General features: G+C 40.5%; 20 protein-coding genes. 10 read left to right on the top strand and 10 right to left on the bottom strand.

Translation table 11 applies throughout. From position 1 onward, the window contains the following. Positions 1–11: 11 nt before the first annotated feature. Complete coding sequence (gene rbsK / locus H6G08_RS02600; protein ID WP_190538732.1) at positions 12–932, top strand: ribokinase; 921 nt, start codon at positions 12–14, stop codon at positions 930–932. Positions 933–1,617: 685 nt separating this feature from the next. Here the strand turns inward: rbsK and H6G08_RS02595 are convergent. Together H6G08_RS02595 and H6G08_RS02590 are read right to left on the bottom strand one after the other, a co-directional pair. Next, a complete protein-coding gene (locus tag H6G08_RS02595) occupies positions 1,618–4,068 on the bottom strand; it encodes a CHAT domain-containing protein (RefSeq protein WP_190538731.1) in 2,451 nt (816 codons plus the stop codon). Between the two features lie 683 nt (positions 4,069–4,751). After that, positions 4,752–5,888: a saccharopine dehydrogenase family protein gene (locus H6G08_RS02590; protein ID WP_190538730.1), complete on the bottom strand. Its 1,137-nt coding sequence runs from the start codon at positions 5,886–5,888 to the stop codon at positions 4,752–4,754. A 270-nt stretch (positions 5,889–6,158) separates the two neighbouring features. Between H6G08_RS02590 and H6G08_RS02585 the strand changes: the two genes are divergently transcribed. Continuing rightward, a complete protein-coding gene (locus tag H6G08_RS02585; protein WP_190538729.1) occupies positions 6,159–6,833 on the top strand; it encodes a HEAT repeat domain-containing protein in 675 nt (224 codons plus the stop codon). A gap of 311 nt (positions 6,834–7,144) precedes the next feature. On the opposite strand, the gene H6G08_RS02580 is transcribed toward H6G08_RS02585, so the two are convergent. Beyond that, entirely contained in the window at positions 7,145–7,564 is a 420-nt protein-coding gene (locus tag H6G08_RS02580; RefSeq protein ID WP_190538728.1) for an Hsp20/alpha crystallin family protein, read from the bottom strand. A gap of 464 nt (positions 7,565–8,028) precedes the next feature. On the opposite strand from H6G08_RS02580, the gene H6G08_RS02575 reads away from it, so the two are divergent. The 3 genes from H6G08_RS02575 to H6G08_RS02565 all read left to right on the top strand — a co-directional run bounded on the left by H6G08_RS02575 (position 8,029) and on the right by H6G08_RS02565 (position 10,457). After that, on the top strand, positions 8,029–8,262 hold the full coding sequence (locus H6G08_RS02575; RefSeq protein WP_190538727.1) for a hypothetical protein: 234 nt from the start codon (positions 8,029–8,031) through the stop codon (positions 8,260–8,262). Between the two features lie 521 nt (positions 8,263–8,783). After that, a complete protein-coding gene (locus tag H6G08_RS02570; protein ID WP_190538726.1) occupies positions 8,784–9,719 on the top strand; it encodes a competence protein CoiA family protein in 936 nt (311 codons plus the stop codon). 276 nt (positions 9,720–9,995) lie between these two features. Beyond that, complete coding sequence (locus H6G08_RS02565) at positions 9,996–10,457, top strand: hypothetical protein (RefSeq protein WP_199322325.1); 462 nt, start codon at positions 9,996–9,998, stop codon at positions 10,455–10,457. A gap of 154 nt (positions 10,458–10,611) precedes the next feature. Here the strand turns inward: H6G08_RS02565 and H6G08_RS02560 are convergent, their stop codons facing one another. The 3 genes from H6G08_RS02560 to H6G08_RS02550 form a co-directional block, all read right to left on the bottom strand. Next, positions 10,612–11,025, bottom strand: a complete 414-nt coding sequence (locus H6G08_RS02560; RefSeq protein WP_190538725.1) for a heavy metal-responsive transcriptional regulator — start codon at positions 11,023–11,025, stop codon at positions 10,612–10,614. Between the two features lie 761 nt (positions 11,026–11,786). After that, positions 11,787–12,422: a cupredoxin domain-containing protein gene (locus H6G08_RS02555; protein ID WP_190538724.1), complete on the bottom strand. Its 636-nt coding sequence runs from the start codon at positions 12,420–12,422 to the stop codon at positions 11,787–11,789. 69 nt (positions 12,423–12,491) lie between these two features. After that, positions 12,492–14,756: a heavy metal translocating P-type ATPase gene (locus H6G08_RS02550; protein WP_190538723.1), complete on the bottom strand. Its 2,265-nt coding sequence runs from the start codon at positions 14,754–14,756 to the stop codon at positions 12,492–12,494. A gap of 661 nt (positions 14,757–15,417) precedes the next feature. Here H6G08_RS02550 and H6G08_RS02545 point away from each other — a divergent pair. Continuing rightward, on the top strand, positions 15,418–16,089 hold the full coding sequence (locus H6G08_RS02545) for a DUF305 domain-containing protein (RefSeq protein ID WP_190538722.1): 672 nt from the start codon (positions 15,418–15,420) through the stop codon (positions 16,087–16,089). Between the two features lie 380 nt (positions 16,090–16,469). Here H6G08_RS02545 and dcuC read toward each other — a convergent pair whose 3' ends face one another. The 3 genes from dcuC to H6G08_RS02530 form a co-directional block, all read right to left on the bottom strand. After that, positions 16,470–17,777, bottom strand: coding sequence for a C4-dicarboxylate transporter DcuC (gene dcuC / locus H6G08_RS02540; protein ID WP_190538721.1), 1,308 nt, complete (start codon positions 17,775–17,777; stop codon positions 16,470–16,472). A 79-nt stretch (positions 17,778–17,856) separates the two neighbouring features. After that, positions 17,857–20,598, bottom strand: coding sequence for a CHAT domain-containing tetratricopeptide repeat protein (locus H6G08_RS02535; protein WP_190538720.1), 2,742 nt, complete (start codon positions 20,596–20,598; stop codon positions 17,857–17,859). A 76-nt stretch (positions 20,599–20,674) separates the two neighbouring features. Then, on the bottom strand, positions 20,675–21,181 hold the full coding sequence (locus H6G08_RS02530; protein ID WP_190538719.1) for a tetratricopeptide repeat protein: 507 nt from the start codon (positions 21,179–21,181) through the stop codon (positions 20,675–20,677). 179 nt (positions 21,182–21,360) lie between these two features. Between H6G08_RS02530 and H6G08_RS38030 the strand changes: the two genes are divergently transcribed. Then, the gene (locus H6G08_RS38030; protein WP_277878925.1) at positions 21,361–21,483 is read left to right on the top strand and encodes a hypothetical protein; all 123 of its coding nucleotides are present in this window, start codon (positions 21,361–21,363) and stop codon (positions 21,481–21,483) included. A gap of 562 nt (positions 21,484–22,045) precedes the next feature. Here H6G08_RS38030 and H6G08_RS38025 read toward each other — a convergent pair. Continuing rightward, entirely contained in the window at positions 22,046–22,174 is a 129-nt protein-coding gene (locus tag H6G08_RS38025) for a hypothetical protein (protein ID WP_256421707.1), read from the bottom strand. Positions 22,175–22,659: 485 nt separating this feature from the next. Here H6G08_RS38025 and H6G08_RS02525 point away from each other — a divergent pair, with 485 nt between their 5' ends. From H6G08_RS02525 to glgP, 3 genes are all read left to right on the top strand, one after another. After that, positions 22,660–22,974 (top strand): hypothetical protein, encoded by a 315-nt coding sequence (locus tag H6G08_RS02525; RefSeq protein ID WP_190538718.1) that lies wholly within the window; start codon positions 22,660–22,662, stop codon positions 22,972–22,974. 39 nt (positions 22,975–23,013) lie between these two features. Continuing rightward, positions 23,014–23,139 (top strand): hypothetical protein, encoded by a 126-nt coding sequence (locus H6G08_RS38020; protein ID WP_277877790.1) that lies wholly within the window; start codon positions 23,014–23,016, stop codon positions 23,137–23,139. Between the two features lie 395 nt (positions 23,140–23,534). Then, positions 23,535–26,099, top strand: a complete 2,565-nt coding sequence (gene glgP, locus H6G08_RS02520) for an alpha-glucan family phosphorylase (RefSeq protein ID WP_190538717.1) — start codon at positions 23,535–23,537, stop codon at positions 26,097–26,099. Positions 26,100–26,117 lie beyond the last annotated feature (18 nt).

Here is a 26,117-nt window from a genome sequence, read left to right as displayed (position 1 = left end):
AATTACTTATCATGAGTATTATTGTTTTTGGCAGCATTAATATAGATTTAGTCGCCACAGTTCCCCAATTACCAATGGCGGGAGAAACATTATTAGGACATAACTTTGTGCAAGTTCCCGGAGGTAAAGGCGCAAATCAAGCCGTTGCATTGGCACGTTTACAAGTTCCTACTTATATGGTAGGGCGCGTAGGTACAGACAGTTTTGCGTCAGAATTACTCTACAATTTGGAAAATTCTGGTGTAGATACTAGCAATGTTTCTATTGACGATAATGTCAGTTCGGGAGTGGCGCTGATTGCTGTTGATGACAAAGGTGAAAATCAAATTATTATTGTTCCTGGTGCCAATGGGCGTGTAAATCACGAAGATGTAGAACGATTATCTGATTTATTACCAAATAGCACCGCCTTACTTTTACAATTTGAAATTCCCATTGCAGCTGTGGTAGCGGCGGCGAAAGCAGCCCATCAAGCAGGGGTAAAAGTGATTCTCGATCCTGCACCAGCGCAATCTCATGTGCCAGATGAACTTTATCCACTAGTAGATATCATTACACCCAATGAAGTAGAAGCGGGTCAATTGGTAGGGTTTCCAGTAAGTAATGAAGAATCAGCAAAACAAGCTGCGGCGATTTTATTACAACGGGGTGTGAAATGTGCGATCGTCAAACTTGGTGCAAAAGGTGTTTTCTGCGCCACGGCTGAAGAAAGTTTTTTTGTACCCGTGTTTCCCATTCAAGTTGTAGATACGGTTGCGGCGGGCGATGCTTTTAATGGTGGTTTAGCCGCCGCACTTTATGAAGGATTATCTTTACATCAGGCGGTTATGTGGGGTGCAGCTGCGGGTGCTTTAGCTGCAACAAAACCAGGCGCGCAAACTTCGTTACCTGATAGATTGACATTTGAGGCGTTTTTGCAGGAAAGAGGGTAAGAAGCAGGGGGGCAGGGAGCAGGGAGCAGGGGGAGGAAAGAGAATATTACACCTATTTCAGGTATTTGAATTGGTATCACTACCTTTTAGGTGTCTATATTCAATTACCCAATTTGTTTTGAGAAAAAATGCGTAGGCGTAGCTCGCCTTCGGCATCGCCAAAAACAATAAAGCCTAGCTACACACCTGCTTCTTGTCATACATTGCCATTTTTGCGCCAGTAATATACCTTTTTACTTGCGGAAAACACCAAAATGAGTAACCAATATGGCTTTTCACTTGCGGAAAACACCTTTAGGAGTGCGCGATTTACCGAAACGAGTAAGCGTTATGGCTTTTTGAGTAGGTGAAATAGTATTTTACTTGCGGAAAACACAATAATTAGAACTCGTTAAGGCTTAATGAGAAGGTAAAATGGCTTTTTGCTTACTTAAAACAGAAAAATGAGTATTTGATTGAGATAAACGAGAAAGCGATCGCCTTTTTTGTTTACACAAAATTTAAAAATCAGTCCTCAATATGTGTAAATGATAAAGCTGGCACATTTTCAGCAAAAAAAACAGATTGTAGGGGCACTGGCACTGCCATGCCCTCTAGAATATATTGTCAGGACACAGCAAAACCCCGTATCCTCACAAAAAATCTATCGATACTAGAGATTCCCTAAATAATGACAAATGACGAATTATCTTTCCCCAATCAATGTAAACGCCGCCCAATTCACAGGGTTTGGAAACTTCTCCTTAGTCTTCAACATCGCCTGACGCAACGCCAACGCCTTATCCGGCTGAGTTTGCAAACTTTTATAAAACTCCACCATTAAATATTGTGTCGCTGCATCCGGTACTTGCCACAACGACACCAACACGCTAGGAACCCCCGCAGAAATCAACGAACGCGACAACCCAATCACCCCATCACCGGAAAGTTTACCTTTCCCCGTTTCACAAGCACTTAAAACCACTAATTGCGCTTTTAATTTTAAATCTAAAATTTCCTCAGCCTTGAGTAACCCATCATCTTTACCCGATGGTGCAAAAGCAATCCAGCTACCCAAACCCCGGTTATCATCCGCCCAACCGTGAGTAGCTAGGTGAATTACATCGAATAAAGATAAGCGTTGCAATATATTTGCTTTCGTCGCCTCTTTACCCAAAATCGGCTGAGTTTTTAACATCTGAGCAATTGTTTTTGCTTCTAGTTCCGCCCCTGGGAGTGGCTTTAACTTTGTTGCAGGTTTGCCTGGTTTTGTAGACACAAAAGGCATGGTAGGATTACCGACAATCAAGGCGTTATTATAATTAGTCTGTCTCCCTGCGCCTAATTGATGCGTAAAGTCTAACACCTGAATTGCTGGGGCGGTAAGAATAGTGTGTTTTTCAATTATTGGTTTACCTTGTTCATCCATCAGTGCAGGAAAAGGAACAAGAAATAAACTACTTTGCGGAACAAAAGTTACAGGTTGATTGGGGTTGGTTGGTAATAAGTCAGCTATGGGTTTAATTAATAGTTGATGGAGTTTTTGTAAGTTTTCTCGTTGGGCTTTTTCATTATTAGGGTTATTGAATTGTGATTCAAAAATACTCCTGTCGTCATCAACTACACCCAAAGAATCACGGGTGTTAAAAACTAATTCTTCTAAAGTTGTATTATCTTTTTGCCACAGGGGTTTGAGGTCAGCTTTGCGGAATGTGACTTCCCCATTCGGTTTAATAACCCAGATATAGAGGTCTGATTCTTTAGCTTGTTGTTTACCAGCTACTTTGAAATCATCATAAATAATAGAATATTGCACGAGAGTAGCATTTTGCTGTTTGGCGATTTGTTTAATCTGGGCAATTGTCGGTGCTAGCGGTGATTTATCCCCCTGTTTATTATTAGTAGATACACGAGATGCTAACAACTCAACAAACGCCCTAGCACGACCACGTTCGGCTATTTCTAAAGCAGCATCAGTTTTATTTTGGGCGATGAGGACTTGTTGTAAAATTCTATAGGTGCGGCTTTGGGTGTCAAAAAATAAGACTTTATTGGTATCAGCTAACTTTTTATCTCGCAGAGATTCCAACACATTAATTCCCTCATACAAGGTTTTCTCTGCTATGGGAAGATTACCTTGTTTGTAGAAAGCAAGTCCTAGATTGTTTAAAGAGATTCCCTCGCCTAATCTATCTTTAATTTCTTTGGCGATCGCTAATCTCTGCTGGTGGTACTCAATCGCTTTTGGGTAGTCTGCCAATGCATGGTAAGCAAGACCGAGATTACCCAGCGCCGTTCCCTCGCCTAGTCTATCTTTAATTTCTTTGGCGATCGCTAAACTCTGCTGGAGGTACTCAATGGCTTTTGGGTAGTCTGCCAATGCATAGTAGGCAAGACCGAGATTACCCAGGGCGATTCCCTCGTCTAATCTGTCTTTAATTTCGCGGAGAATTGCTAAACTCTGCTGGTGGTACTCAATCGCTTTTGGGTAGTCTCCCAACTCAAAGTAGGCAAGACCGAGATTACCCAGCGCCCCACCTTCGCCCCTGCGATCTTTAATTTCATGGGTGATCGCTAATTTCTGTTGGAAGTACTCAATCGCTTTTGGGTAGTCTCCCAAGTTAAGGTAGGCAATACCGAGGTTACCCAGGGCGTTTCCCTCGCCTAATCTATGTTTAGTTTCACGGGCGATCGCTAAATGTTGCTGGTGATACTCAATGGTTTTATTGTAGTCTCCCAATGCATAGTAAGCAAGACCGAGATTACCCAGCGCCGTTCCCTCGCTTAATCTGTCTTTAATTTCACGACTGATCGCTAAACTCTGCTGATAGTAATCAATGGCTTTTGGGTAGTCTCCCATTGCATAGTAAGCAAGACCGAAACTACCAAGTATCCAACTCTCGCCTTTACGGTCTTTGATTTCTCGGTAAATAATCAGTGCTTGTTGCCAAGATTGCAATGCTGCTTCAAATTGACTGGTATCAAACTGCTGAATACCTTGCTTAAACAGTCTATCAGCTTCGGCTTTCCTAGCTTGTGGTGTTTGCGCCAGTACTCGTAATTCTCCCGGCGTTCCTGAAAGGTTGAAATTTATCGGTGTGGAAGCTGTGGCAATAACTAGGGCGAGGAAACTTAGAGCAATTTTGTGAAAACGCATATTAAAGGATGAAGTTATGGCTGGATGAGGATTACAGCAGTTTCGGTGATAATTGAACCACAGAGCCTTTCGTAGGGGCACGGCACCGACAATTTTCTGGTACATATCATAATCTGGCTGATGCCGTGCCCCTACTGCGTGGTCTATTGACTTAAAACATCTGTCAGTAATTAAGTTATGCTTTTTAGCTGGGTAAAAATGCTAAAGATTTGATGAATTTGGCTAAGTTTTGGCATATATTAACCACAATACCCCCGTTATTTGATGGCTTACTCTTACATAGCTCTAAGCAGGGTGAGGTTATGCAACTTTCAGACACCCTTGGCGAATGGTGAGTATGATTTCTCAATAGCGATCTACATTGTTCTCTCGCTTACCCGATATATCGCCCGCAGGCTCAAAGCCTGGGGCTCACGCTACAAAGCCCACCTGCGTGGGCTTTGTTCAATTAGCCGCACCCTTGAGGGTGACGGCGGGATTGCGGGATAAGCGAGGAGTCTTACCCCTAATTCGCCAGCAAATCCTCGTAGGGGCGGGGTTTCCCCGCCCCTACAATTTGGGATAATTGATTTTTTGTAATTCCCTAAGTCTTCACCATCAAACCTTAGAGGATGTTTTAAAAGTTCTGTCGCGGGTAGCAAAACCTTTCAGATCCCCCTAAATCCCCCTTAGAAAGATTTATTCTAATTTTCTAGCCAATTATGATTAATTTCAATGCCTCTGCTTGCCATTGTTTGTATAAATAAATCTGTCGTTAATGCCTCTTCTACAGGTAAAACGCCAGGTTTTTGCAGTTTACCTTCGAGTAGTAATTGCGCAATGCTACCTGTACCACAACCAGAAGCTAACGCGGTATTTGCATAAACTAAATTTGCACAATAAATACCTGTTTTACCATCTTTCATTCCGGTAACTTCTGCGCGTACTGCTACCCCAATTCCCGTAAAAGGATTAGTAACATCCGTCATAAAATGACTGACATGAGATAGAAATTCAATCGTGCTGCGACGTTGCATTAACCATTTAGGAAAGATATGGGCAGCTATCCAAGTTAGGTGATTATAAAAATCGGGTATTGAACCAAATTTTGTAATTACAGTTTTCACTGAAGGAAAAGAATGAGGCATTGTGAAAGTTTCTGGCATATCAAACCAATAAACTCCACTACGTCCATAGGGAGCGGGAAAATTAATAATTTCTCGGTCACTGTAGGGTTTTACTAATTGCCAATTACCATTTATCCAAGCTTCAAAACTATGTTGTAATCCTAAAAAAGTTGTGCGCATAACTGTAATGCCAGCACCACCAGAACCAGAAACTAAATAACTAAGATGGATTTTTTCTGGTTTGTCGAATTGCTCAACACATTGCCGCACCATGCTGTTAGAAATACCCGGAAAAATCCCCGTATTAATAATTGCTGTGACATTAGCAGCCACAGCCTTTTCGTTATACTCTAAAGCCTTACTCGTATAAGAACGGTGATCGCTAACATCTAAATAGTTAACGCCTTGTTCAATACAAATTTGGAGAACATTCGTATCGCGGTAGTGAAAAGGCCCGGCACAGTGAATGATTAAATCGGAATTAGCGATCGCTTCTCGCAGCTTATCAACTTCCGCCAAGTCCAACAATAAAAACTGTACATTTGTGCCTAAATTCCAGTTATTTTTGCTACTTAGCCACTTAGCATAATCCCCCTCAGCCACAGGGGAACGTCCAGTAATTGTGATTTCTGCCTGAGTGTGGGTGGCTAGATCCTGAGCAACACTGCTACCAATCCTTCCCCTACCTCCAAGAATCAAAACGCGGTTTGTCATGAGTACTGCTGGTCAAAACTAGACTTATTGCATCAATTTTCAGTTCTAGTTGTCATCGGCAACAAGTAAGACATTGGGTATTAGGTGGGTAGTAGTTGAGGAGCTAGGGGACAAGGGGGACAAGGAGGACAAGGGAGACAAGGGGGAAGAATGCCCAATGCCCAATGCCCCATGCCCTACTAAACCTTATCTGGTTAACCGCCCTAGAATGAGGTTCTCTTTATGAGAAAAAATTTTATAAAGTAAAGATAAGTAAAGAAAGTGATAAAAATGGCAGCTTTAACCTTAGAAGAAATTTCTGCTCAGTTAGAAAGTGCAAATTTACGCGATCGCATGGTGGCTTTGGCTAATCTCCGCGATGTTCCTTCTGAAGATGCCGTACCTTTAATTAAAAAGGTGTTGAATGACGACTCTCTGCAACTGCGTTCAATGGCTATTTTCGCCTTGGGCGTGAAACAAACACCAGAAAGTTACCCGCTTTTAGTCAAAATTCTAGAAACTGACCCAGATTATGGCATCAGAGCCGATGCTGCTGGAGCTTTAGGATATTTAGGCGATCCGAGAGCCTTTGAAGTGCTATCACGGGCGTTTTATGAAAATACTGATTGGCTAGTCCGCTTTAGTGCAGCAGTTTCTCTAGGCAATATTCAAGATCCCCGCGCCCATGCGATTTTAATTGAAGCGCTAGATAGTAAAGAAGTGATCATCCAACAAGCTGCGATCGCAGCTTTAGGAGAAATTAAAGACATCGAATCCGTAGATCTCATTCTGCGCTTTGCCCAAGCCGAAGATTGGCTAGTAAGGCAACGCCTTGCCGAAGCCTTAGGTAATCTGCCCACACCCAAGAGTCTCTCCGCCTTAAAATACCTCGAAAAAGATAGCCATCCCCACGTTGCCGAAGCCGCCAGAATTTCCCTACAACGGCTAGAAACCACAAGCAATTAAATTGGGTGGTCAAGAAGAGGAAAAGGGGCAGGGGGCAGGGGGCAGGGGGCAAGGGGGAAGACCGGGGCGGAGCTTGGACTCCGCCCCATATAAGCGCTCTTTATGAACTGGGCTGGTACCCATGTTCTGCTCCGCTTCACCCAGGGGAAAGGGCTTGTTCCCCCCGCCTTTTCCAGTCAGTTGTCAATGGTCAATGGTCATTTGTCCCCCTGCCCCTCCGCCTCTTCGGTCATACAAAATAAAAGAGCTTGGTGATATTATTACCAAGCTCTAAGTTATCTCAATCAACCATTGGAGGAAAAAGCTTCAAACTAAGCAGTCGGTTGTTCTAGATTAACTTTGACAACTTTGTTCTTTTCTTGCTCAGATTTGGGTAATGTCAAAGTCAAAATACCATCTTGATAATCTGCGGTAACATTGGTATTTTGAATTCTCGCTTTGAGGGGAATTACACGCTGGAATTTACCGTAATAAAATTCAGAACGAGTCCGCTCTTGATTTTCAAGTTTTCTTTCTGCTACTACTTTAACAGCATTTTCAGTTACTTCAATATCTACATCTTTTGCTGCTACTCCAGGTAGTTCGAGTCTGAGATACAAGGCATCGTCAGTTTCCGTCAATTCGGCTGCTGGAGTCTTAAATGTTTGTGCTTGTAAATCTTCAAAGATTTTATCAATTTGACTTTGCACTGTAGCGATTTCAGCAAATGGGTTGTAGCGTAAAATAGCCATATTTTTTCTAACCTCTAATTGTTTATTTACTGGAGTTACGATTTAATTTGTTGCTTTGATTCTTATATTATTCATGATGAAAACTTGTGTAAATTCGGTTTTTATCACCGCACTCATGATGATTACCGAACTCAATTATGCGGGAAAATATATTACGGTTTACGCGAATTGTAGGGTTCGGTAAACCAGAATGTAAATTGCTCTAATTACCTATAACTAATATTCTCAAATTAGAGATTTTCAGAGATACAAAGCATCTTGGCTGATTACTAACTATTCTTTTCTGCTCGGTGACTGGAGTGAGGGCTATAATAAAGCATCATCAGCAGATAGCTGAAGAAAACTCAAGACTAGACTGGCTGGTGAGAAATTATATAGTAGTAAGTTATACTAATTAAACTTGTATTGGGAAAATTTATCCCCTTTTGGGGAATAGAAAATGCGATCGCCTAATCTGACCTATCATGAAGTATCATATTTGCGACAAAGAAGCGACACCCGAATGGCTCACCCTAGAATCCATTGATTACATAGCTGATTGCTTAGAAGCTTGCGAGACAATGGAAATGTTAGCCGATTTACGCGCTATCTTCCCCAGAGTCGCGCTACGCTGTGCAAGTATCAAGGTAAATGCTGTTCAACGTCAAACAATTGTGGAATGGTTGCAGGTGCTAAACCAAGATGAAGCTGCTGCATAGCAAATCCTGTTAACCGATGAAAAGCTAATTAAAGTCAACAGTCAACAGTCAACAGTCAACAGTCAACAGTCAACAGTCAACAGTTAACAGTCAAAAGGTTAATACATCAAGTCTTGTGACTGTTTGAAATGGTAGCTTTATTTACGCCGTGTTGTACTAGCTTCCTGTGTTGAGCAGCACAAAAGTATCAGCTTGGCTTCACACTTCAATATGTATTGAATTACGCTCAAATTTATTTAATTTAAATTAAACTTAATCATACTAATTTACACAAATAACTTCACAGCTACGTAGTGTCAAAACATTTTTATCCTAAAAAATACTTGATGTATTACTAACATTCTTTAATTTAATATTATACCAATTTGAAAAAACAATGCGACAGACTGTAGGGGCATGGCAATGCCATGCCCTCTAGAACATGTTGATATTATCTAATTTTCTCCCCAAAGATAGAGACATTTTAAAAAAGTTGCAGCACACTGGTAAGAGCAACTTTCAGCTTCAATCACGGTGTAAAAATGTGGCTTAAATATGGTGTAGATATAGAGGAAAAATTGATATGTATTGAAGATATCCCCAGAGGGAAGACTTCACTTAAGTGCCCTTATTGCCAGGGTAGTTTAATTGCGAAAAAAGGCAAGGTAAAAGAACATCATTTCGCCCACGAGCAAGAAACTTGTCGCCCTGTAGCTAATAGGCAATTTCCTACTCTGCCACTGTATGACGATTTTAACATTCAGCTATCAGGAAAAGATTTGGCACAGTTAAAATTGTTGTGGCAGGAGTACGGAGCTAAAAATTATCCCATAAGTTCTTACTTAGTAACGCCTGGGTTGCTCAAAGCAGGAATGTTGAGAAAAAATGTATATTTAATACCACCTGAATATGAATTGAGCGATTTGGGTAAAATTCCTGTAGGAGCGCTAGAATTAACTCAATTTAATGAACTACAGGAACCTTTATTACTAAAAAAACTGCTGAAATTGGAGCTAGATTTTGAACATGCTAAACATAAAAAAGCTGCTGATTTAGCATATCGCCTCACTGATTTAAGACTGTACCGCGCTCAACTTAAACGTGTCTTAGCTTGTAAACTCTATTTTTTGGAGATTGAAACCAATCGGGGAATTCTCTCTAAAATTGGAGTTACTACAAGACATATTCAAGAACGTGTAGCAGAAATTAAACTAGATTTAGTTAAACATTACCCAGAAATATTGAATATCAAAGTTCTCGGAACTTGGGAACACCGAGGAAATGCAGAAAAATATTTCAAACACCGCTATCAAAAGTTTAATTATCCCATTGGGAGCTTAACTGAATATTACAAATTTAATATTCAGGAGGCTAATAATGTGTTAAGCGAACTCAAAAAAATGCAGCCATTAATACTTACTCAAATTTTCATTGAGGTTCTAGAAGACAATTCTAGCTTAGTCAAAGTTGCTGCATAAAATAGCATTACAGCATATTTCAGGTACATGAGGTATGCGCTTCGGGGCATGGCAGTGCCAATCTACAATCAACGATTATCTGTACCTCACCAACTCGCAATTCGCTGTATCTCTCAATTGACGGCAATAATCATGAATTTACCATGTGCATGGGTTGTAAATTCATATATTGAATTTATTAAAGTTTGCTGAACTTCTTGAAGTTTTTTAAATGTCCTTGTTTTTAAGATTTGCAGTGTTATCTTATACAAGATAAGTTCGATATATGGAGAAACAATGATGAAAAATATTGCTAAAATCGGACGGCGATTAATTTCAATGTTTTTGCTTGTGCTTGTGAGTAGCTTGATGTTTTTGCCATCTCCAGCGCTGGCTGCTGATTGGGTAAAAGTTAATCGGGACAATTTTTACAGCACAGTGTTGCACTCTGACAATACTGTAATTTTGCTGATGCTTCCATCGCTTTACACTGAGTACGATGATGGAATGTTTCAAGAGCAAGTAGCAAACATCAAATCAGAAGTTGAAAAGGCTTATGGTGATAAATATACACTTGCTATCAGCAGCGATCGCGAAAATCCAGAAATTTACTATAGTATTCCTGCACCACGTATCTTCCCACCTTTTCCTGTAATTACTGCTTTTAAACATGGGGAACGGTTATTTGGAACATTTATTTCGCCAGACTCTCCCACAGTAGCAATTGAAAGGATTAACGATCAAATCGCAAATAGCTAATTTTTCATTTCTCCAGCATCTGGTAAGGGTGAGACATCTTTGGCTTTGTTAGGGTATGTAGTAGGAAATTCATCGATAAAACTCATATTTGATTTCTCAAATTAAAGTAGGGTGGGGATTGCCCACTCTACTTAATATTATTTGGTAACTTTGATTATTCATGTTCAATAATGGGACAAATAGTGGAATGATGCTGATCTGGTTTAATTTCCCAGCCGGAAAGCAAACCTGATAATTCTTGTCTCAAAATCATTAATTGCTGAATTTGTTCATCAATAGCTTTTACTTTATCTTCCAATCTCATCTTGATATGTTCGCAAGGTAATTCGCCGCTATCATGAACGTTTAAAAATTCTTTAATTTCGGATAAACTTAATCCTAAGCTTTGGGCACGTTTAATAAAATGCAGTCGTTCTAAAACATCAGCGTTAAATAATCTAAATCCGCCTTCTGTTCTTCCTGATGATTTGAGTAAACCAAGTTCTTCATAATAGCGAATAGTTTTAATCGGTACGCCGCTTTCTTTAGCAACGACACCTATCTGCTTTGCTTCTGCTTGAGCTAACATACTTACCAAACCCTGAGTGCGATATGATTACCGATTGTATGATAGACTCTCCAGTTGGATGGAGAGTCAAGAACGTTAACGTCTTCAGCTCACAGCCTGGGGCTAAACAAACAAAGCCTGAGAAATATTGAGTTGTAACGCATTCCCCACGGATAAATCCGGGGGCTTTTAGTAGCCCTGAGAAATAGCGGCTTGGTTCCTGTTCAGGTTCCGAAACACTATCTCCCGAACGTGTCGAGCGAGGACGCGGTTACGATTAAACAGAGGAGCCAGTGCGTTGGGCGGGTTTCCCGACTTAAAGCAACTGGCGTGATGTACTCACCCCCACGCCCCAAAAACACACTGTTTTGCCCTTTGGCAAGCAATACGTTTTTACCCTATCAAGGCTACGCGACAGCCTCTATGTCTACTAGCGAAGCCGTTTCTGTGGGGTTGCACAGTGTCTTTGCCTATTTCAACATACACCGATTATCCCATGAAGCACAAGTTTTTTGACAGCGAATAAATTCGCCTGCGCCTTACCCCCATACATGAATGTAGGGGCTTCCACGGCGCGAGGTGTTTGGTGACTCTGGAGTACCCAAATACGACTTTGAAGTACCCAAATACGACTTTGAGGTACTCAAATACGACTTTGAAGTACTCCAATACGACTTTTAGGTACTCAAATACGACTTTGAAGTACCCAAATACGACTTTGAGGTACTCAAATACGACTTTGAAGTACTCCAATACGACTTTTAGGTACCCAAATACGACTTTTAGGTACTTTTTCGCGAATAATAAGAATCAGTTTCGGCAAAATCTTTTCGCTCTTGCAAGTCAGCAACACTAGCAATTGTCGCCAAGTTTCTTTCTGAGTTATTTTCTGCAGCTTGAACTGCGATCGCACCATGAAACATATTCATTCCACAACTAAAAGCATACTCGCCTGGTGTGTCGGGTGTAAATTCTATTGTTGTGACTTGATTTAGGGGTAAATCTGCGGCGATGCGAAAGTCGGGAATTATCACTTGTTCTAAACAACTGCTGGGATCTGTGCGGGTAAATTTCAGGCGTACTGGTTTCCCTGCTTGTACTACAATTCGACTGGGATCGTATCCGCCATCAACAGTAATGGTTACTTCTTGAATATTTTCTTTTGTTGCAACTGCTTTTTGAGATTTGGGTTTACTCAGCAAAAACCACCAAATTTCTAAGCCCATTAATCCCAATCCGCCAAGAGTGACGGCGATTTTATTTCCTAATGGTTGTTCAATTCTTTGAAATTGCTGGGTTTGGATTGTTGGCGATGAATGCGCTTCGTGGGATGTTTGCGCAACTGCTTTACTAGATGCAATTGCGAATAATATCCCAAAACTAACTATACTACCGATCAATGCTGTTTTCTTCACCATGAAAAAACCTCCTGTTTTATTGTGCTTGGCTTGTTTAAAGACGCGATTAATCGCGTCTCTACAATTTGTCTAGCCCCTAGCCCCTTTAGCTTGAAAGTTACGCAAACGTAGGGCGTTAGTTACTACGGAAACTGAACTAAAAGCCATTGCTGCACCGGCGATGATAGGATTTAGCAACCAACCAAAGAAGGGGAAGAGAATTCCGGCGGCGATGGGAATGCCGGCGACGTTGTAAATAAAGGCAAAGAAGAGATTTTGGCGAATATTGCGAATTGTGGCGCGGCTGAGTTGAATTGCTGTAACTATACTTAGTAAATCGCCAGATATTAAGGTAATGTCACTCGCTGCGATCGCAATATCTGTACCTGTACCAATGGCAATTCCTACATCGGCTTGAGCTAAAGCTGGTGCATCGTTGATTCCATCACCAACCATTGCTACAATTTTACCTTCTGCTTGTATTGCTTGGACTGTAGCTGCTTTTTGATCGGGACGCACTTCGGCTAATACTCGTTTAATTCCCACTTCTCGCGCTATACTTTCGGCGGTGCGGCGGTTGTCACCTGTGAGCATGACAACTTCTAAACCGAGTTTTTGCAATGCTTTTATCGCTTGGGTGGAAGTGGGTTTAATTGCATCCGCAATTCCCATTAATCCTTGAATTTCGCCGTCAACTGCTAACCATACGGCGGTTTTACCCAAATATTCTAAGCGTTCTTTGTCTGGTTGCAAGGCTTGGGTGTGAATCTGCAATTCTTCCATCCAGCGTTGGGTACCAATTTGCACTAGTTTGTGAGAAACAATACCTTGTACGCCACTCCCAGAAATCGCTTCAAAATCTCTCACCTCTGTTAACATTACTTCTTGAGATTGAGCATATCTGACAACTGCTTCGGCTAAAGGATGTTCAGAATTGCGTTCTAAGGATGCGGCTAATTGAATTAACTGAATTTCGTTGCCGTTAGCCGTGCCGTTAACTGTGAGAAAATCTGTAACTGTTGGTTTACCTTGGGTAATTGTGCCAGTTTTATCTAAGACAATGGTTTTAATTTGATGTGCTAGTTCTAAGCTTTCCGCACCTTTAATTAAAATCCCGTTTTCTGCACCTTTACCCGTTCCCACCATTACCGATGTGGGTGTAGCTAAACCTAAAGCACAAGGACAAGCGATAATTAACACGCCAACTGTAGTCATCAACGCCAGGGTGATATTACCCATGATGTTGTACCAAATTATAAAGGTAAAAAGAGCGATCGCAATTACTGCCGGCACAAACCACCCGGTAACTTGGTCTGCTAATCTTTGAATGGGTGCTTTTGAACCTTGGGCTTGCTGTACTAACTGCACAATCTGCGCTAAGACAGTATCTTTCCCTACTCTGGTGGCGCGAAACTGAAAACTTCCGGTTTTGTTGATAGTTGCACCAATAACTTCATCCCCCGGTTGCTTTTTCACTGCTACACTTTCCCCGGTTACCATCGCTTCATCAACTGTAGATGTCCCCGTAACTACTTCGCCATCAACGGGAATTTTCTCACCAGGGCGCACTAATACGACATCACCAATGGCTACTTGCTCAATGGGTACATCGATTTCTTTACCGTTGCGAATCAACCGCGCAGTTTTCGCCTGTAAGCCGATTAGCTGGCGAATTGCTGCGGAAGTTTGTCCTTTAGCGCGATTTTCAAACAATCGCCCTAATAAAATTAAGGTAATCACAATCGCTGCCGTTTCATAATATACATCTGGCATTAATCCCTGAGCTATGAAAAAGCCGGGAACTAATGTGGCGAATAGGGAATAGAAATAGGCAGCACTTGTACCCAAAGCAATTAAAGTATCCATTGTTGCCGCATGACGCTTCAAAGCTTTCCAGGTGTTTACGTAAAACGAGTAACCACACCAAAACTGTACAGGAGTTGTCAGGATTAATTGCAACCAAGGGTTATGCAACCATGTAGGGATAAAAGGCAGATTTAAGCCTGTCATCATCGGGAGAGAACCAATTAGCAATACAGTGCTAATAACGCCGCCTAGCGTCACCTTGCGCTGTAATTCGCGGGATTCTTGCTGACGATGTCGTTTTTCTTCATCATCTTCTCCCGCCAGCAAATTTTGTGCTTGTAGGGGATAAGCAGCGTAACCGGCTGCATCCACCGCATCTTGAATAGCTTGTAAATCCGTCTTTTTGGGATTGTAATCTACAGTTGCTTGTTCTGCTCCAAAATTGACAATACATTCATTCACACCAGGGACAGAACGAATTGCATCTTCTATACTTTTAGCACAGGCTGCGCAACCCATACCGCGTAACTTTAATGTGGCATTTTCCATATGCAAGCTCCAATTATGAAATTGTGTTCAAGATTAATTTCATCTTGAATCCTCCAGTGAACTGGAGTGTCAAGGGGGGTAATACCAATTCTCCAAAAAATGGCTACACATAGGCTGCAAGGGGGCAGGGGGCAGGGAGCAGGGGGAGAATTATCTGTAGCCTGAATTTAGAGAAATGGTGTAAAGAGGGAAATTGGAACTAAGCAGAAATTCCTTGATTAATTAGCTTGGCAGCTATTTAGCATAGAGTAACTGAACTCAGGAAGAATTTCTGTTCAAGTTCCTGGAGTTGGTAATAACAATTTGCAAAAATCATGGGACAGATGGTAGGGCTACGGCAATGCCATGCCCTCTAGAATATATTGATGTAGCGCAAACAGTATTTAAATTTGGATAAAAAGCGCGATCGCTAAATTTTTGTAAAGAAACTTGTACAAAACAATATTTCATCTCAATTTCATCTTGAAATGTCAAGCTGAAAGTGTAGGATTTTTTCGCAGATAAAAATATCTAACTTCATTATTTCTCTCCTGTACTGCTGTTTAATTACTGAGTATTTTAATTGAGTTAACTGAAAATTTTTTATCTCACAACTTCCTCACAATCTCTCGCTAGTTTAATGAATATAAATTGTGGTTAACTCCTGCAATTAGGAGGGTTTATGAAGACAGACAAATTATTTTATAGCTTGGCTGGTTTATTGGCTAGTAGCGCTATCTCTGGATTACTAGTTTTCAATAACGCACAAGCACAAGTTTCCAACTCAGAACACAATAATCATCAACAATCTACAGAAGCTAATCCGCCTAAAGGGATGATGGGGCAAATAGATCAACATTTTATGGAAAAGATGATTCCCCATCATACTCAAGCTTTAGAAACGGCTGAGATGGCATTAAGTCGCGCCCAACATCCAGAGATTAAAAAGTTAGCACTAGCAATTAAACAAGACCAAAACCGCGAAATTTTACAAATGAAATCTTGGTATAAAGCATGGTACGGAAAAGATTTACCTGCTACAGGTACGAATCATCAAAATATGCAGCCAAAACCTGAAGGTACAGGTGAACAAGCACAGTCAATGAAGTGCAAGATGCGGGGAATGAAGATAGATTTAGTCGCCTTGAAAAATGCACCAGATTTCGATAAAGAATTTATCCAGCAAATGGTTCCCCATCATCGCATGGCTGTGAAAATGGCACAGATGGCTAGTAAAAAATCTACCAAATCAGAAATTAAGAATTTAGCTGAATCGATAATTAAAACTCAAACGGCTGAAATTCAGCAGATGGAGCAATGGTATCAAGATTGGTATAAATCCAAGGTGGAATAAAATTGCATTTTGAGGCGATTTTTCCTTGATAAAATCAACCGCTAAGACGCCAATTAAGGGACTTCCAACTTAAAAAATATACTATCAATGTGTAGGCAGAGGGGCAGGGGGAAAAATAAAAATATCTGCTTTCGGAAATTGGATAGTTTATTTTCTGGAAGTCCTTAATAGGCAAAAGGAAGAGGGAGCATCCAAATTTTGACGCAATACCCTTCTAGGGTATTGCTATACCAACAAAGCCTGCCTTCGCAGGCTAAAAGTTTGATAGCCTGCGAAGGCAGGCTTCGTATTTCTAGCCCCACCCTTATAGGGTGAGGGCGTTTTTGCACATTTGGGATGCTTCCATGTAGTGTAATTTGAGCCAGAATTGGTATTTCTTCTCACATCAAGTTGCATAGTGTTGCTATTAGGGTTACTCCCAAGGCGCAAATAAGCGGGATTGCTACTAATTTGACTAAATTTAGTGGTGCTTGTCGAGATATGGTAGCACTGATAATTACAACTGCGGCTACAGGGCTTAAGGTGCGCCCTAATTGTGCTGCTACTGATGTGAGTGCGCCAATATGAATGGCATCTAAATTCATTGTTATGGCTACTGGTACGAGTATATTCATCACAGCTAGGGCAGAGGCGCTGCCAGAACCAGTAATTCCTGCTAAGGTAAAAGGTAAAATTAAGCTGGCAATTTCTACGACAACTGGACGATTTGCTAATGCATTGGTGAGATGTTCAATTAATCCATTAACTTTGATTCCTTCTGTAAAAATTGTAGCGACAACAAAGATAGAAATGATGTTGGCGTAAGCAAAACCTGCACCTTCAAAAAACGCTGCTGCTAGATTTGGCGATTCTTTGGGAGTAGTTAAGCCGGCGGCTGTAACTGCAATTAACATTGCGGCGGCGATAGACACGCTATTATCAAATTCCTGGGGAAGCTTTACAAACGCAGGAACGATAAACAACAGTGTTAATGGTAGTAAGGGAATAAATGCTTTAATGAGATTCACCCGAAAGGGTTTATCTAATTCTTCCATATTGGCATCGCTGGAAGTTGTGGGTGATATTTCGCCTGCTGTTTTTTTAGAAAAGATGAAAACCAAGATGCAAAATACAATTAAGGCGGTGATACTTGCCAAAAGATTCACAGGTAACACCCGCCCTACAATTATTGGGATTGATTGTTTTGTCAAATCCGCTAGTTTGATGATTTCTACTGCGCCTGGGTTGAATAACTCGCCACCCATCGAAGAACCCAGCAATAACAGCGAACCGCCGATAACTGGGGCGATTCCTGCTGCTTGTAGTAAAGGTAATAATACGGTTCCCACAATTGCGGCTGTGCTTGACTGACTAATGAGTGCCATATTCACAATGTAAGCCGCAATAATTCCCCCAGGAATTAACAACCATTTTCCCTGACGCAAAGGTGCTAGTAATAAGTGCGTCAAGTGGCGATCGCATTCTGTTAATTTTAAAACATAGGCAAACCCCATCGCTGTACAGATGGGAACTACCGTCTTTTCATTTGTCATTTGTTGACTAATTGTGACGAAAAGTTGCGGTAATTTACCTGCAATGATAAACAAACCTGCTGCACATAATCCTAAACTTAACCGCACATCAATGCGCTTAAACATAAAGATTATGGCGATCGCAATAATTGCTAATGGTGCAATAATTGACAACATCTTAAGGCTCCGGCTAGTGTAAATTTGTTAGTAGGGCTACGGCAATGTCATGCCCTCTAGAATATATTGATGTGTAGCTTTAATCTGCTTCACCAATTAGGGTAAATGCAGCCCAGTCGAAAGGATGGGAATATTGTTTTTTGGTAGTCAGTATTGCTTGACGTAACGCCACAGCTTTATCAGGATTCTTTTGGAGTTGGCGATAAAATTCGCTCATTAAAAAGGCGGTGGAATCATCATTTACAGCCCACAGAGAAACAATGACACTGGGTACGCCAGCAGTAATTAAAGAACGGGATAAACCAATGACACCATCGCCTGTAATGTTTCCGCCGCCAGTGTTACAAGCGCTGAGAACTACGAGTTCGGCGCTGAGTTTCATATCAAGGATTTCGCTACTGGTGAGAAAGCCGTCATCTTGATTGCTGGCTGTGAGAGCGATCGCTCCAGGTACGCCCAATCCTTTAAAATCATCGAGTAAGCCGTGAGTAGCAAAGTGAATTATCCTGGCTTGCTTCATCTTGCTCACAATGGTTGTTTCTGTGGCTTTATTCCCAATAATCGCTTGGGTTTTCAATAATTCAGCAATTTGTTTTGCTTCTTTTTCTGCACCAGGAAGCGGTGCTAATTTTTCCTCTGTAATGGGAATTTTTGGCATCATCGGATTCCCAACCACCAGCACATCTTTCAGAGATTGGTTAAGGTTTTGTTTTTGCTTGCGAGTTAATTCTAAAACTTGAATAGCTGGTGCAGTTAAAATAGTATGTTTATCGATTAAATACTTGCCTTGTTCATCTTGTAGTGCGGCAAAAGGTACTACAAATAGCGATTCTTGAGGAACAAAGATAACACGGGCGTTAGCATCTGTTGGTAAATCTTGGACAATTGGTTTAATTAATATTTGGTAGAGTTTTTGTAGCTGCTGAGTTGGATTAGGTTGTAGGCTAGATTGGGGTTGAAAAATCCCACGATCTAATACTCCCATAGCTTTACGGCTAATAGTCACAAGTTGTGAGAGAGGAGTATCAGTAGCTTTTGATAAATCAACTGGCTTAAAGGTAATTTCACCTGTAGGTTTGATTAGCCAAATATAAAGTAATTTATCATCGATGATTGAATATTGAACTATAGTTGCATTCTCAACTTTAGCGATATTTTGAATTTGCTCGATTGTCAGAGGTTTGATATCTAACTGCGGGTTTGCTGTCTGTGATTGTTTAGCGGCTAGTAACTCAATAAAGGCTCTAGCTCTAGCGCGATCGCTCACTTCTAAGGCAGAATTAATTTTATTCTGGGCAATTAATACTTCTTGCAACAACCGATAGCTTTTAGCTTGATTTTCAAAAATAGAAATTTTCTGAGCATCAGTTAAACCTTGACGTAAAGATTCCCAAATTTCCAGAGCCGCGAGTAAAGTTTTCTCGGCTTTATCGTAATCTTTTAAACTTTGATACACTGCGCCAATATTATTTAGGGTATCTCCTACTCCAGCGCGATCGCCAATCCGTTGACGAATCGCCAAAGCTTGCTGAGAAAATTCTAATGCTTTACCATATTCTTTTAAATGAAAGTAAACTACTCCAATATTATTGAGAGTTGTTCCTTTACCAATCTCCGAGCCACCACGGTTAATAATTGCTAAAGATTGCTGATAAACATCTAAAGCTTGATTATATTCCCCCAAACCTCTGTAAGCCAAGCCAATATTGTTCAAAATTGCTGCTGCTTTTTCTGTAGATAAATTATTATCTGTGCGGACAATTTTTAAAGCTGCTTGATAAAAAGGCAATGCTTCTTGATATTTTTCTTCTTGCTGATAAACTAGTCCAATACTATTGAGAATACTACTTTCTGCTACCTTTTCGCTAATTTGTCTACTAAGAGCTAAAGCTTGTTGATAAAATTTTAACGCTTGTGGGTATTGTCCTAATCTGTAGTAAACTCCACCAATATTATGCAGAGTTAAACTTTCTCCCCCTTGATTATTTGCTTTTTTAGCAGTTTCTAAAGCTTGCTGATAAATATCTAATGCTTTAGTATACTTTCCAATAATCGTATAAACACTAGCAATACTATCCAATATTGCTCCTGCGCCTACGGGATACTCAGTTTGCGGAATTAAGGCTAAAGCTTGTTGATAAGCATCTAAAGCTTTACTATATTCCCCTAAGTTTTCATAGGTAAATCCCAGATTTTTGTAAGTAGCTACTAACCCTAATTTATCATTGAGTTTTATCAGAATAGCTAAAGCTTGTTGATAGGCATCTAAAGCTTTCTGATCTTCTTTTAATTCGTTGTAAATTTGACCAATATAGTTGAGAGTTAAACCTTGCCCGATAGGATTATTAATTTGTTTGTAAAAGTTTAAAGCTTGCTGATAAGCTTGCAAAGCTTGATTATAGTTTTGCATCTGGCGATAAACTTCGCCTATTTGATTGTGAATTTTTCCTACTAAATCCTGATTATAAATTTCTTTACCAATTGCTAATGCTTGCTGATAAAATTCGATTGCTTTGGTGTAAGCTCGCAATTTTTCATATACTTGTCCTATTTGATAAAGAATTAAGCTTTCACCCTGACGCGCTTGAATGTCTCTAACAATTATTAATGCTTGTTGTAAGGTTTCTAATGCTTCTTGATATTTACCTTGGTTGTACTGCTCAAGCCCTAAATAAAAAAGCTTGATAGCTTCGCTATTGCGTTCTTGTGGGGTTTTTGTTTGCGCCATCAGAGGAAGAGGAACAAAGCAAACAGCTTCAGACTGGAGAATTAGCAAGGGGACTACAAAAGCAAGAATATGATATTGCCAACGGTAGTTCATCACCAATTCTCCAGCATACTCCACAACCTAAATAAATGCAGTCAACAGTCAACAGTCAACAGTCAACAGTTAACATTTAACTAGCTTCAATTTCTTTAATGGCGTTATCAGCTTTTTGCGCCAAATCTAATTTATTTTCTTGTTTAAATAAAGTAGATGCTTGGCGTAAATCAGCGAGTGCGGCGGCTTTATCTTTTAATGCCAAATTGGTAAAACCGCGAAAATAGTAAGCTAAAGAAATATCAGGCGTAATCTTTAAAGCACTGTCAAAGTCAGATTTTGCTAATTGGTATTCGTTGAGATACATCCTCGCCGCACCTCTACCAACATAAGCATAAATATTGTTCGGTTCAATTTTCAAAACATTGCTAAATTCAGTTGCAGCACCTTGATAGTCTTCTTTGTCTAAACGTTCAATTCCCCGTTTGAGGGAAGCTTCAGCGTTATTTTCTGCTGGTACTTGTGCTATGAGTTTTGCTGCTGCTGTTTGGGGATTGTTGAATAAGCTTGTGGCTTCAGCTTTGGGAGCATGAGTTAATGTTGCTAAGGCAATTATAGCGACGGCAAATTTTAACCCTTTCATTGCTATTTCTCCTAAAGTACTAAGTTTTTAACTAGTTCTAAAGTTAATTTACTTGCTTCACCCCTATATATCTCTGAGTTGCTGGAGGTTATGCAAAAATTTCCCTCGCTTGTAGCTTGCAACTAGCGCTAAATAGACAAACTTATACAAATTAAGTATATTTACGTAGACTATAACTGATGATTTATCGTGGTATTGAGAAAAATAACTGTTTAATAAAAACGCAAAAATTCAGTATTAATACTTGGGTAAAAACTTTACAATTAGCTAAAAACCCAAATGCGATCGCTATTCTAGAGTAGTTTCATTTTTATTGAAAATCCCACTGCAAATTAAGTTTTGCGACTTGTAAATCAAGTAAATGAATCGTAAATCAAGTTTTCTAATTCGCGAATCAAGTATACGAATCGTAAATCAAGTATACAGATTGTAAATCAAGTTTTCTAATTCGCGAATCAAGTATACAGATTGTAAATCAAGTATAGAAATCTTGTGCAAGCATCACAATTAATAAACAAGCTAATTTAGATAAATTTGCACATCTATATAATTAATTCACTCGCTAGCTCATGCCCACGCGCCAATGCTAATTTTATCTCTACACTTTATCATCAAGGGAAATTCGGCTGGGGAGCATCCCAATTTTGACGCAATACCCTATAAGGGTATTGCTATACCAACAAAGCCTGCCTTCGCAGGCTAAAAGTTTGATAGCCTGCGAAGGCAGGCTTCGTATTTCTAGCCCCACCCTTATAGGGTGAGGGCGTTTTTGCACATTTGGGATGCTCCCAAATCACTAACCTTTATCGGCCATGTAGTTATTGTTAAACTATTTTGGTTATTTATAAATGTATAAATTTAAATTTAGGGTGGAGTATCGCCGACTTCAGCCATCACATTGAAGTTCACCATCGGTGCAAACAAGTAAGCACTTCCTCGACTGCTATGACGGCTTTCTTGCAACGAATTTCTAGAGTATGCTGCTCTAATCATGTTGCACGCAGATGATTTACAAATTAAACAAAACACTCAGGTAATTGCCAGAGTGATTTTTCACAATTGGTGCTTTTGAATATAACACATCTTATTTTTAATGTCTGGCTTTGGCAAAAATTATTTTTTTCTAAAATTTAATATATATCCAGAACAATCGAGATAAGATTGTAACTTCTTATGCAGTTTAAAATAATATTTTTTACTAGCAAAGAAAAATATTTGATACTGGAAAATTTTTTCTATCAAATTACTTCAGTATATTCACCATAGTTAACAATTATATGAGGGATAATATCTAACAATTTGTAAATCCACTTGAGGGATAACCCATTCGGGTGATGCGTGCTGAGTGGCGTTCGTTATAAATTTTGAAGAAAATTGAGAGATTCTTGAGCGAGAAATTTACGCAACGGAAAAAAGCGATCGCCCAAAATTAGGTATCGCTTTCAACTTCCAGATTTAGTTTAAAAAGTAGGTCTTTAATGAAAGAAATTGTTAACCAAGCTTTAACCTCTGGCTATTTGAGCCTTGCAGCTCAACATCAGATTCGATTGCTGCTCCAAAGTGAGTATGATTCAGAAGATTTAGATGCTTACATCATTTTGCAGCGAGCTGTTTTAGCTGGTGATGTCAAGCAGGAATCGCGATCGCAAAAATCTGCTGGTGCTAATACAGCTAAAGATGCTGGCTTAAATATCAAACAAGCTTATCAAGTAGCGGCTGAGATTGCTTGTGTGGCGGCTATGGCTTTAAGTATGCAAAACAATCCGCAAGATTCTTCTTATTTGGGTGCTTAATGCAGAAAATTATGATTTTATTCCTCATGTTTGGGAATTATGGCGATTTGTTGGGTGCAAGATGTGCTATTTAAGGAATTAGGCTGGCGATCGCACAGCAATATGACAAAAATTTTTGCTTGGTTTACTAGAAATCTTGATTCTAAATTCTTAAAAAATAATTAAGAATTTCTGCGAGATGCTAACTTATAGCCGATGGTTTTGATGAGAGATGAAACTCGCGAAGCGGGCTATTGACAAGCTTTTTGGCAGTTATTATCTAGCTATTAGGAAAATCTAAAATTAAGCTTATATACTGAGAAAATTCAATACATAGATATATAATCATCATGAGTATTAAATTACAATCAATAATTAAGTTTTGCAATACCAGCTATACCTTTGAGCAGCCAGATTAATATCAGAAATCGGCTTGGTGTAAACTCTAGCAAACCTGATAAGAATAATTCTCAATGCTTAACAAAGTCACGGCATTCTTACAAACATAGTATAAAGAATTGGCAACATTGGGTAAAGACAGTAAAAAATAACCTTAGCTACACTTGGAGTTTTGCCAACCTATGCAGCCAATTCGTACATTTAACGTCTCTCCTTCTCTCCCGCCGCGACTCGAACCGCTGCGGCGGCTGGCATATAACTTGCACTGGGATTGGAACGTTGAGAGCAAGGATTTATTCCGCCGTCTAGATCCTGACTTGTGGGAATCTAGTCACCATAACCCAGTGTTAATGCTGGGAACGATTAGCCAAGGACGACTTTCAGAAGTTGTGGAGGATGAAGGCTTCTTGGCACAAATGGATCGCGCAGCGCGTCAGCTGGAAGATTATTTACAAGAGCGTTCTTGGTATCAAAAACAACGCAGCCAGTCACCGAAGGAATGTTACGCTTATTTCTCGGCGGAATTTGGCTTGGTAGATTGTCTACCTGTTTATTCTGGCGGTTTAGGCGTTCTCGCAGGCGATCACCTGAAATCTGCCAGCGATTTAGGCTTACCATTGGTTGGTGTGGGCTTACTCTACCAACAAGGATACTTTGCTCAGTATCTTAATGCCGATGGTTGGCAGCAGGAACGCTACCCCATCAATGATTTCTACAATATGCCGTTGCACCTGGAACGGGATGCTGACGGTTCAGAATTGCGGATTGCGGTAGATTACCCAGGACGCAAGGTTTACGCTAGGGTTTGGCGGGTACAAGTGGGTACAGTTCCCCTGTATTTACTGGATACCAATATAGAACCGAACAATCCCTACGATCATGACATCACCGATCAACTGTACGGTGGTGACATCGATATGCGTATCCACCAAGAAATTATGCTGGGGATTGGTGGCGTACAGATGTTAAAAGCTTTGGGGTATAAAGTTACTGCATACCACATGAATGAAGGCCACGCCGCCTTTTCTGCCCTAGAGCGCATCCGCATATTGATTCAAGAAGAAGGTTTGAGCTACGCTGATGCTAGACAAGTTGTAGCTTCGAGTAATATTTTCACGACGCACACCCCAGTACCCGCCGGGATTGACTTGTTCCCACCTCAGAAAATTTTGGACTATCTGAGATATTATGCAGGCATCTTTGACTTACCTGAAGAACAATTTTTAGGACTGGGAAGAGAAAATACAGGCGATTTATCCGGGCCTTTTAGTATGGCGGTGTTGGCGCTGAAAATGGCAACATTTTCTAATGGGGTAGCGCAACTACATGGTGTGGTATCCCGCCAAATGTTTCAAGGGTTATGGCAGAAAGTACCTGTAGAAGAAGTACCCATCGCCGCTATTACTAATGGCGTTCATGCTCGCAGTTGTGTGGCAAAATCCACTCAAGAGTTGTACGATCGCTATCTCGGCCCCAATTGGTCATCTGCACCACCAGATAATCAGTTATGGGAGAGAATGGACTCCATCCCCGATGAGGAATTGTGGCGCAATCACGAGCGCTGCCGCTTGGATATGATATTGTATGTGCGCGAGCATTTAGTCAAGCATTTACGCGATCGCGGTGCTTCGGCTTCCGAAATTGCTCAAGCACAGGAAGTTTTAGATCCCAACGTTTTAACTGTGGGTTTTGCACGGCGTTTTGCTACCTACAAACGCGCTACCCTGTGGATGCGCGATTTAGAACGCATCAGACGCATTTTACTAGGGAATAAAAACCGCAAGGTGCAATTTGTGATTGCGGGTAAAGCACACCCGAAAGATATCCCCGGTAAAGAATTAATCCGCGAAATCAATCACTTTATCCGCGAACAACATTTAGAAAAACAAGTAGTGTTTGTCCCCAACTACGATATTCATATATCGCGGTTGATGGTGGCTGGTTGCGATATCTGGTTAAATACACCCCGTCGTCCCCGTGAAGCTTCTGGTACAAGCGGAATGAAAGCCGCTATGAATGGACTACCAAATTTAAGCGTCCTTGATGGTTGGTGGGATGAAGCCGATTATGTCCGTACTGGTTGGGCAATTGGACATGGAGAAAATTACGAAGATCCTAATTATCAAGATGAAGTAGAAGCCAACGCACTCTACGATTTATTAGAGAAGGAAGTTGTGCCGCTATTTTACGATCATCGCGATGCTGATAGTTTACCCCGTGCTTGGGTAGCAAAAATGAAAGACGCAATTCGCTTGAATTGTCCGTTCTTTAATACAGCGCGGATGGTGCGAGAATATGCACAACGAGCTTATTTCCCTGCAAGCGATCGCTATCATACCTTAACTGCTAATAACTACGCCCCAGCTAAAGAATTAGCTGAGTGGAAAGCTAAACTCGCTGACCATTGGTTTAATATCAAAATCAAAGATGTGGATGTATCCGCAGTTTCAGATATTGAAGTTAACCAAACTGTAGCGGTAAAAGCCAAAGTAGATTTAGCAACTTTGAACAATAACGACGTACAGGTGGAATTATACCAAGGGGCAATTGATGCCAATGGTGATATCGTGAATGCGATTCCTGTGGTTATGGATTACCAAGGTAATGATACAGATGGGTTAAGTGTTTATACGGCGAATATTATTTACACCACTTCTGGTTTGCAAGGCTTGTCTTTGCGCGTCTTACCAAAACACCCATACCTGTCGAATGCTTACGAACCAAGGTTAATTGCTTGGGCGGAGTAAATCGATTTTAGATTTTAG

Origin of the sequence: Calothrix anomala FACHB-343, assembly GCF_014696435.1 — a bacterium.
Taxonomy (GTDB): Bacteria; Cyanobacteriota; Cyanobacteriia; order Cyanobacteriales; family Nostocaceae; genus Aulosira; species Aulosira anomala_A.
The sequence above is the reverse complement of the archived record's forward strand: the minus strand, read 5'-3'. Positions and strand labels throughout refer to the sequence as shown.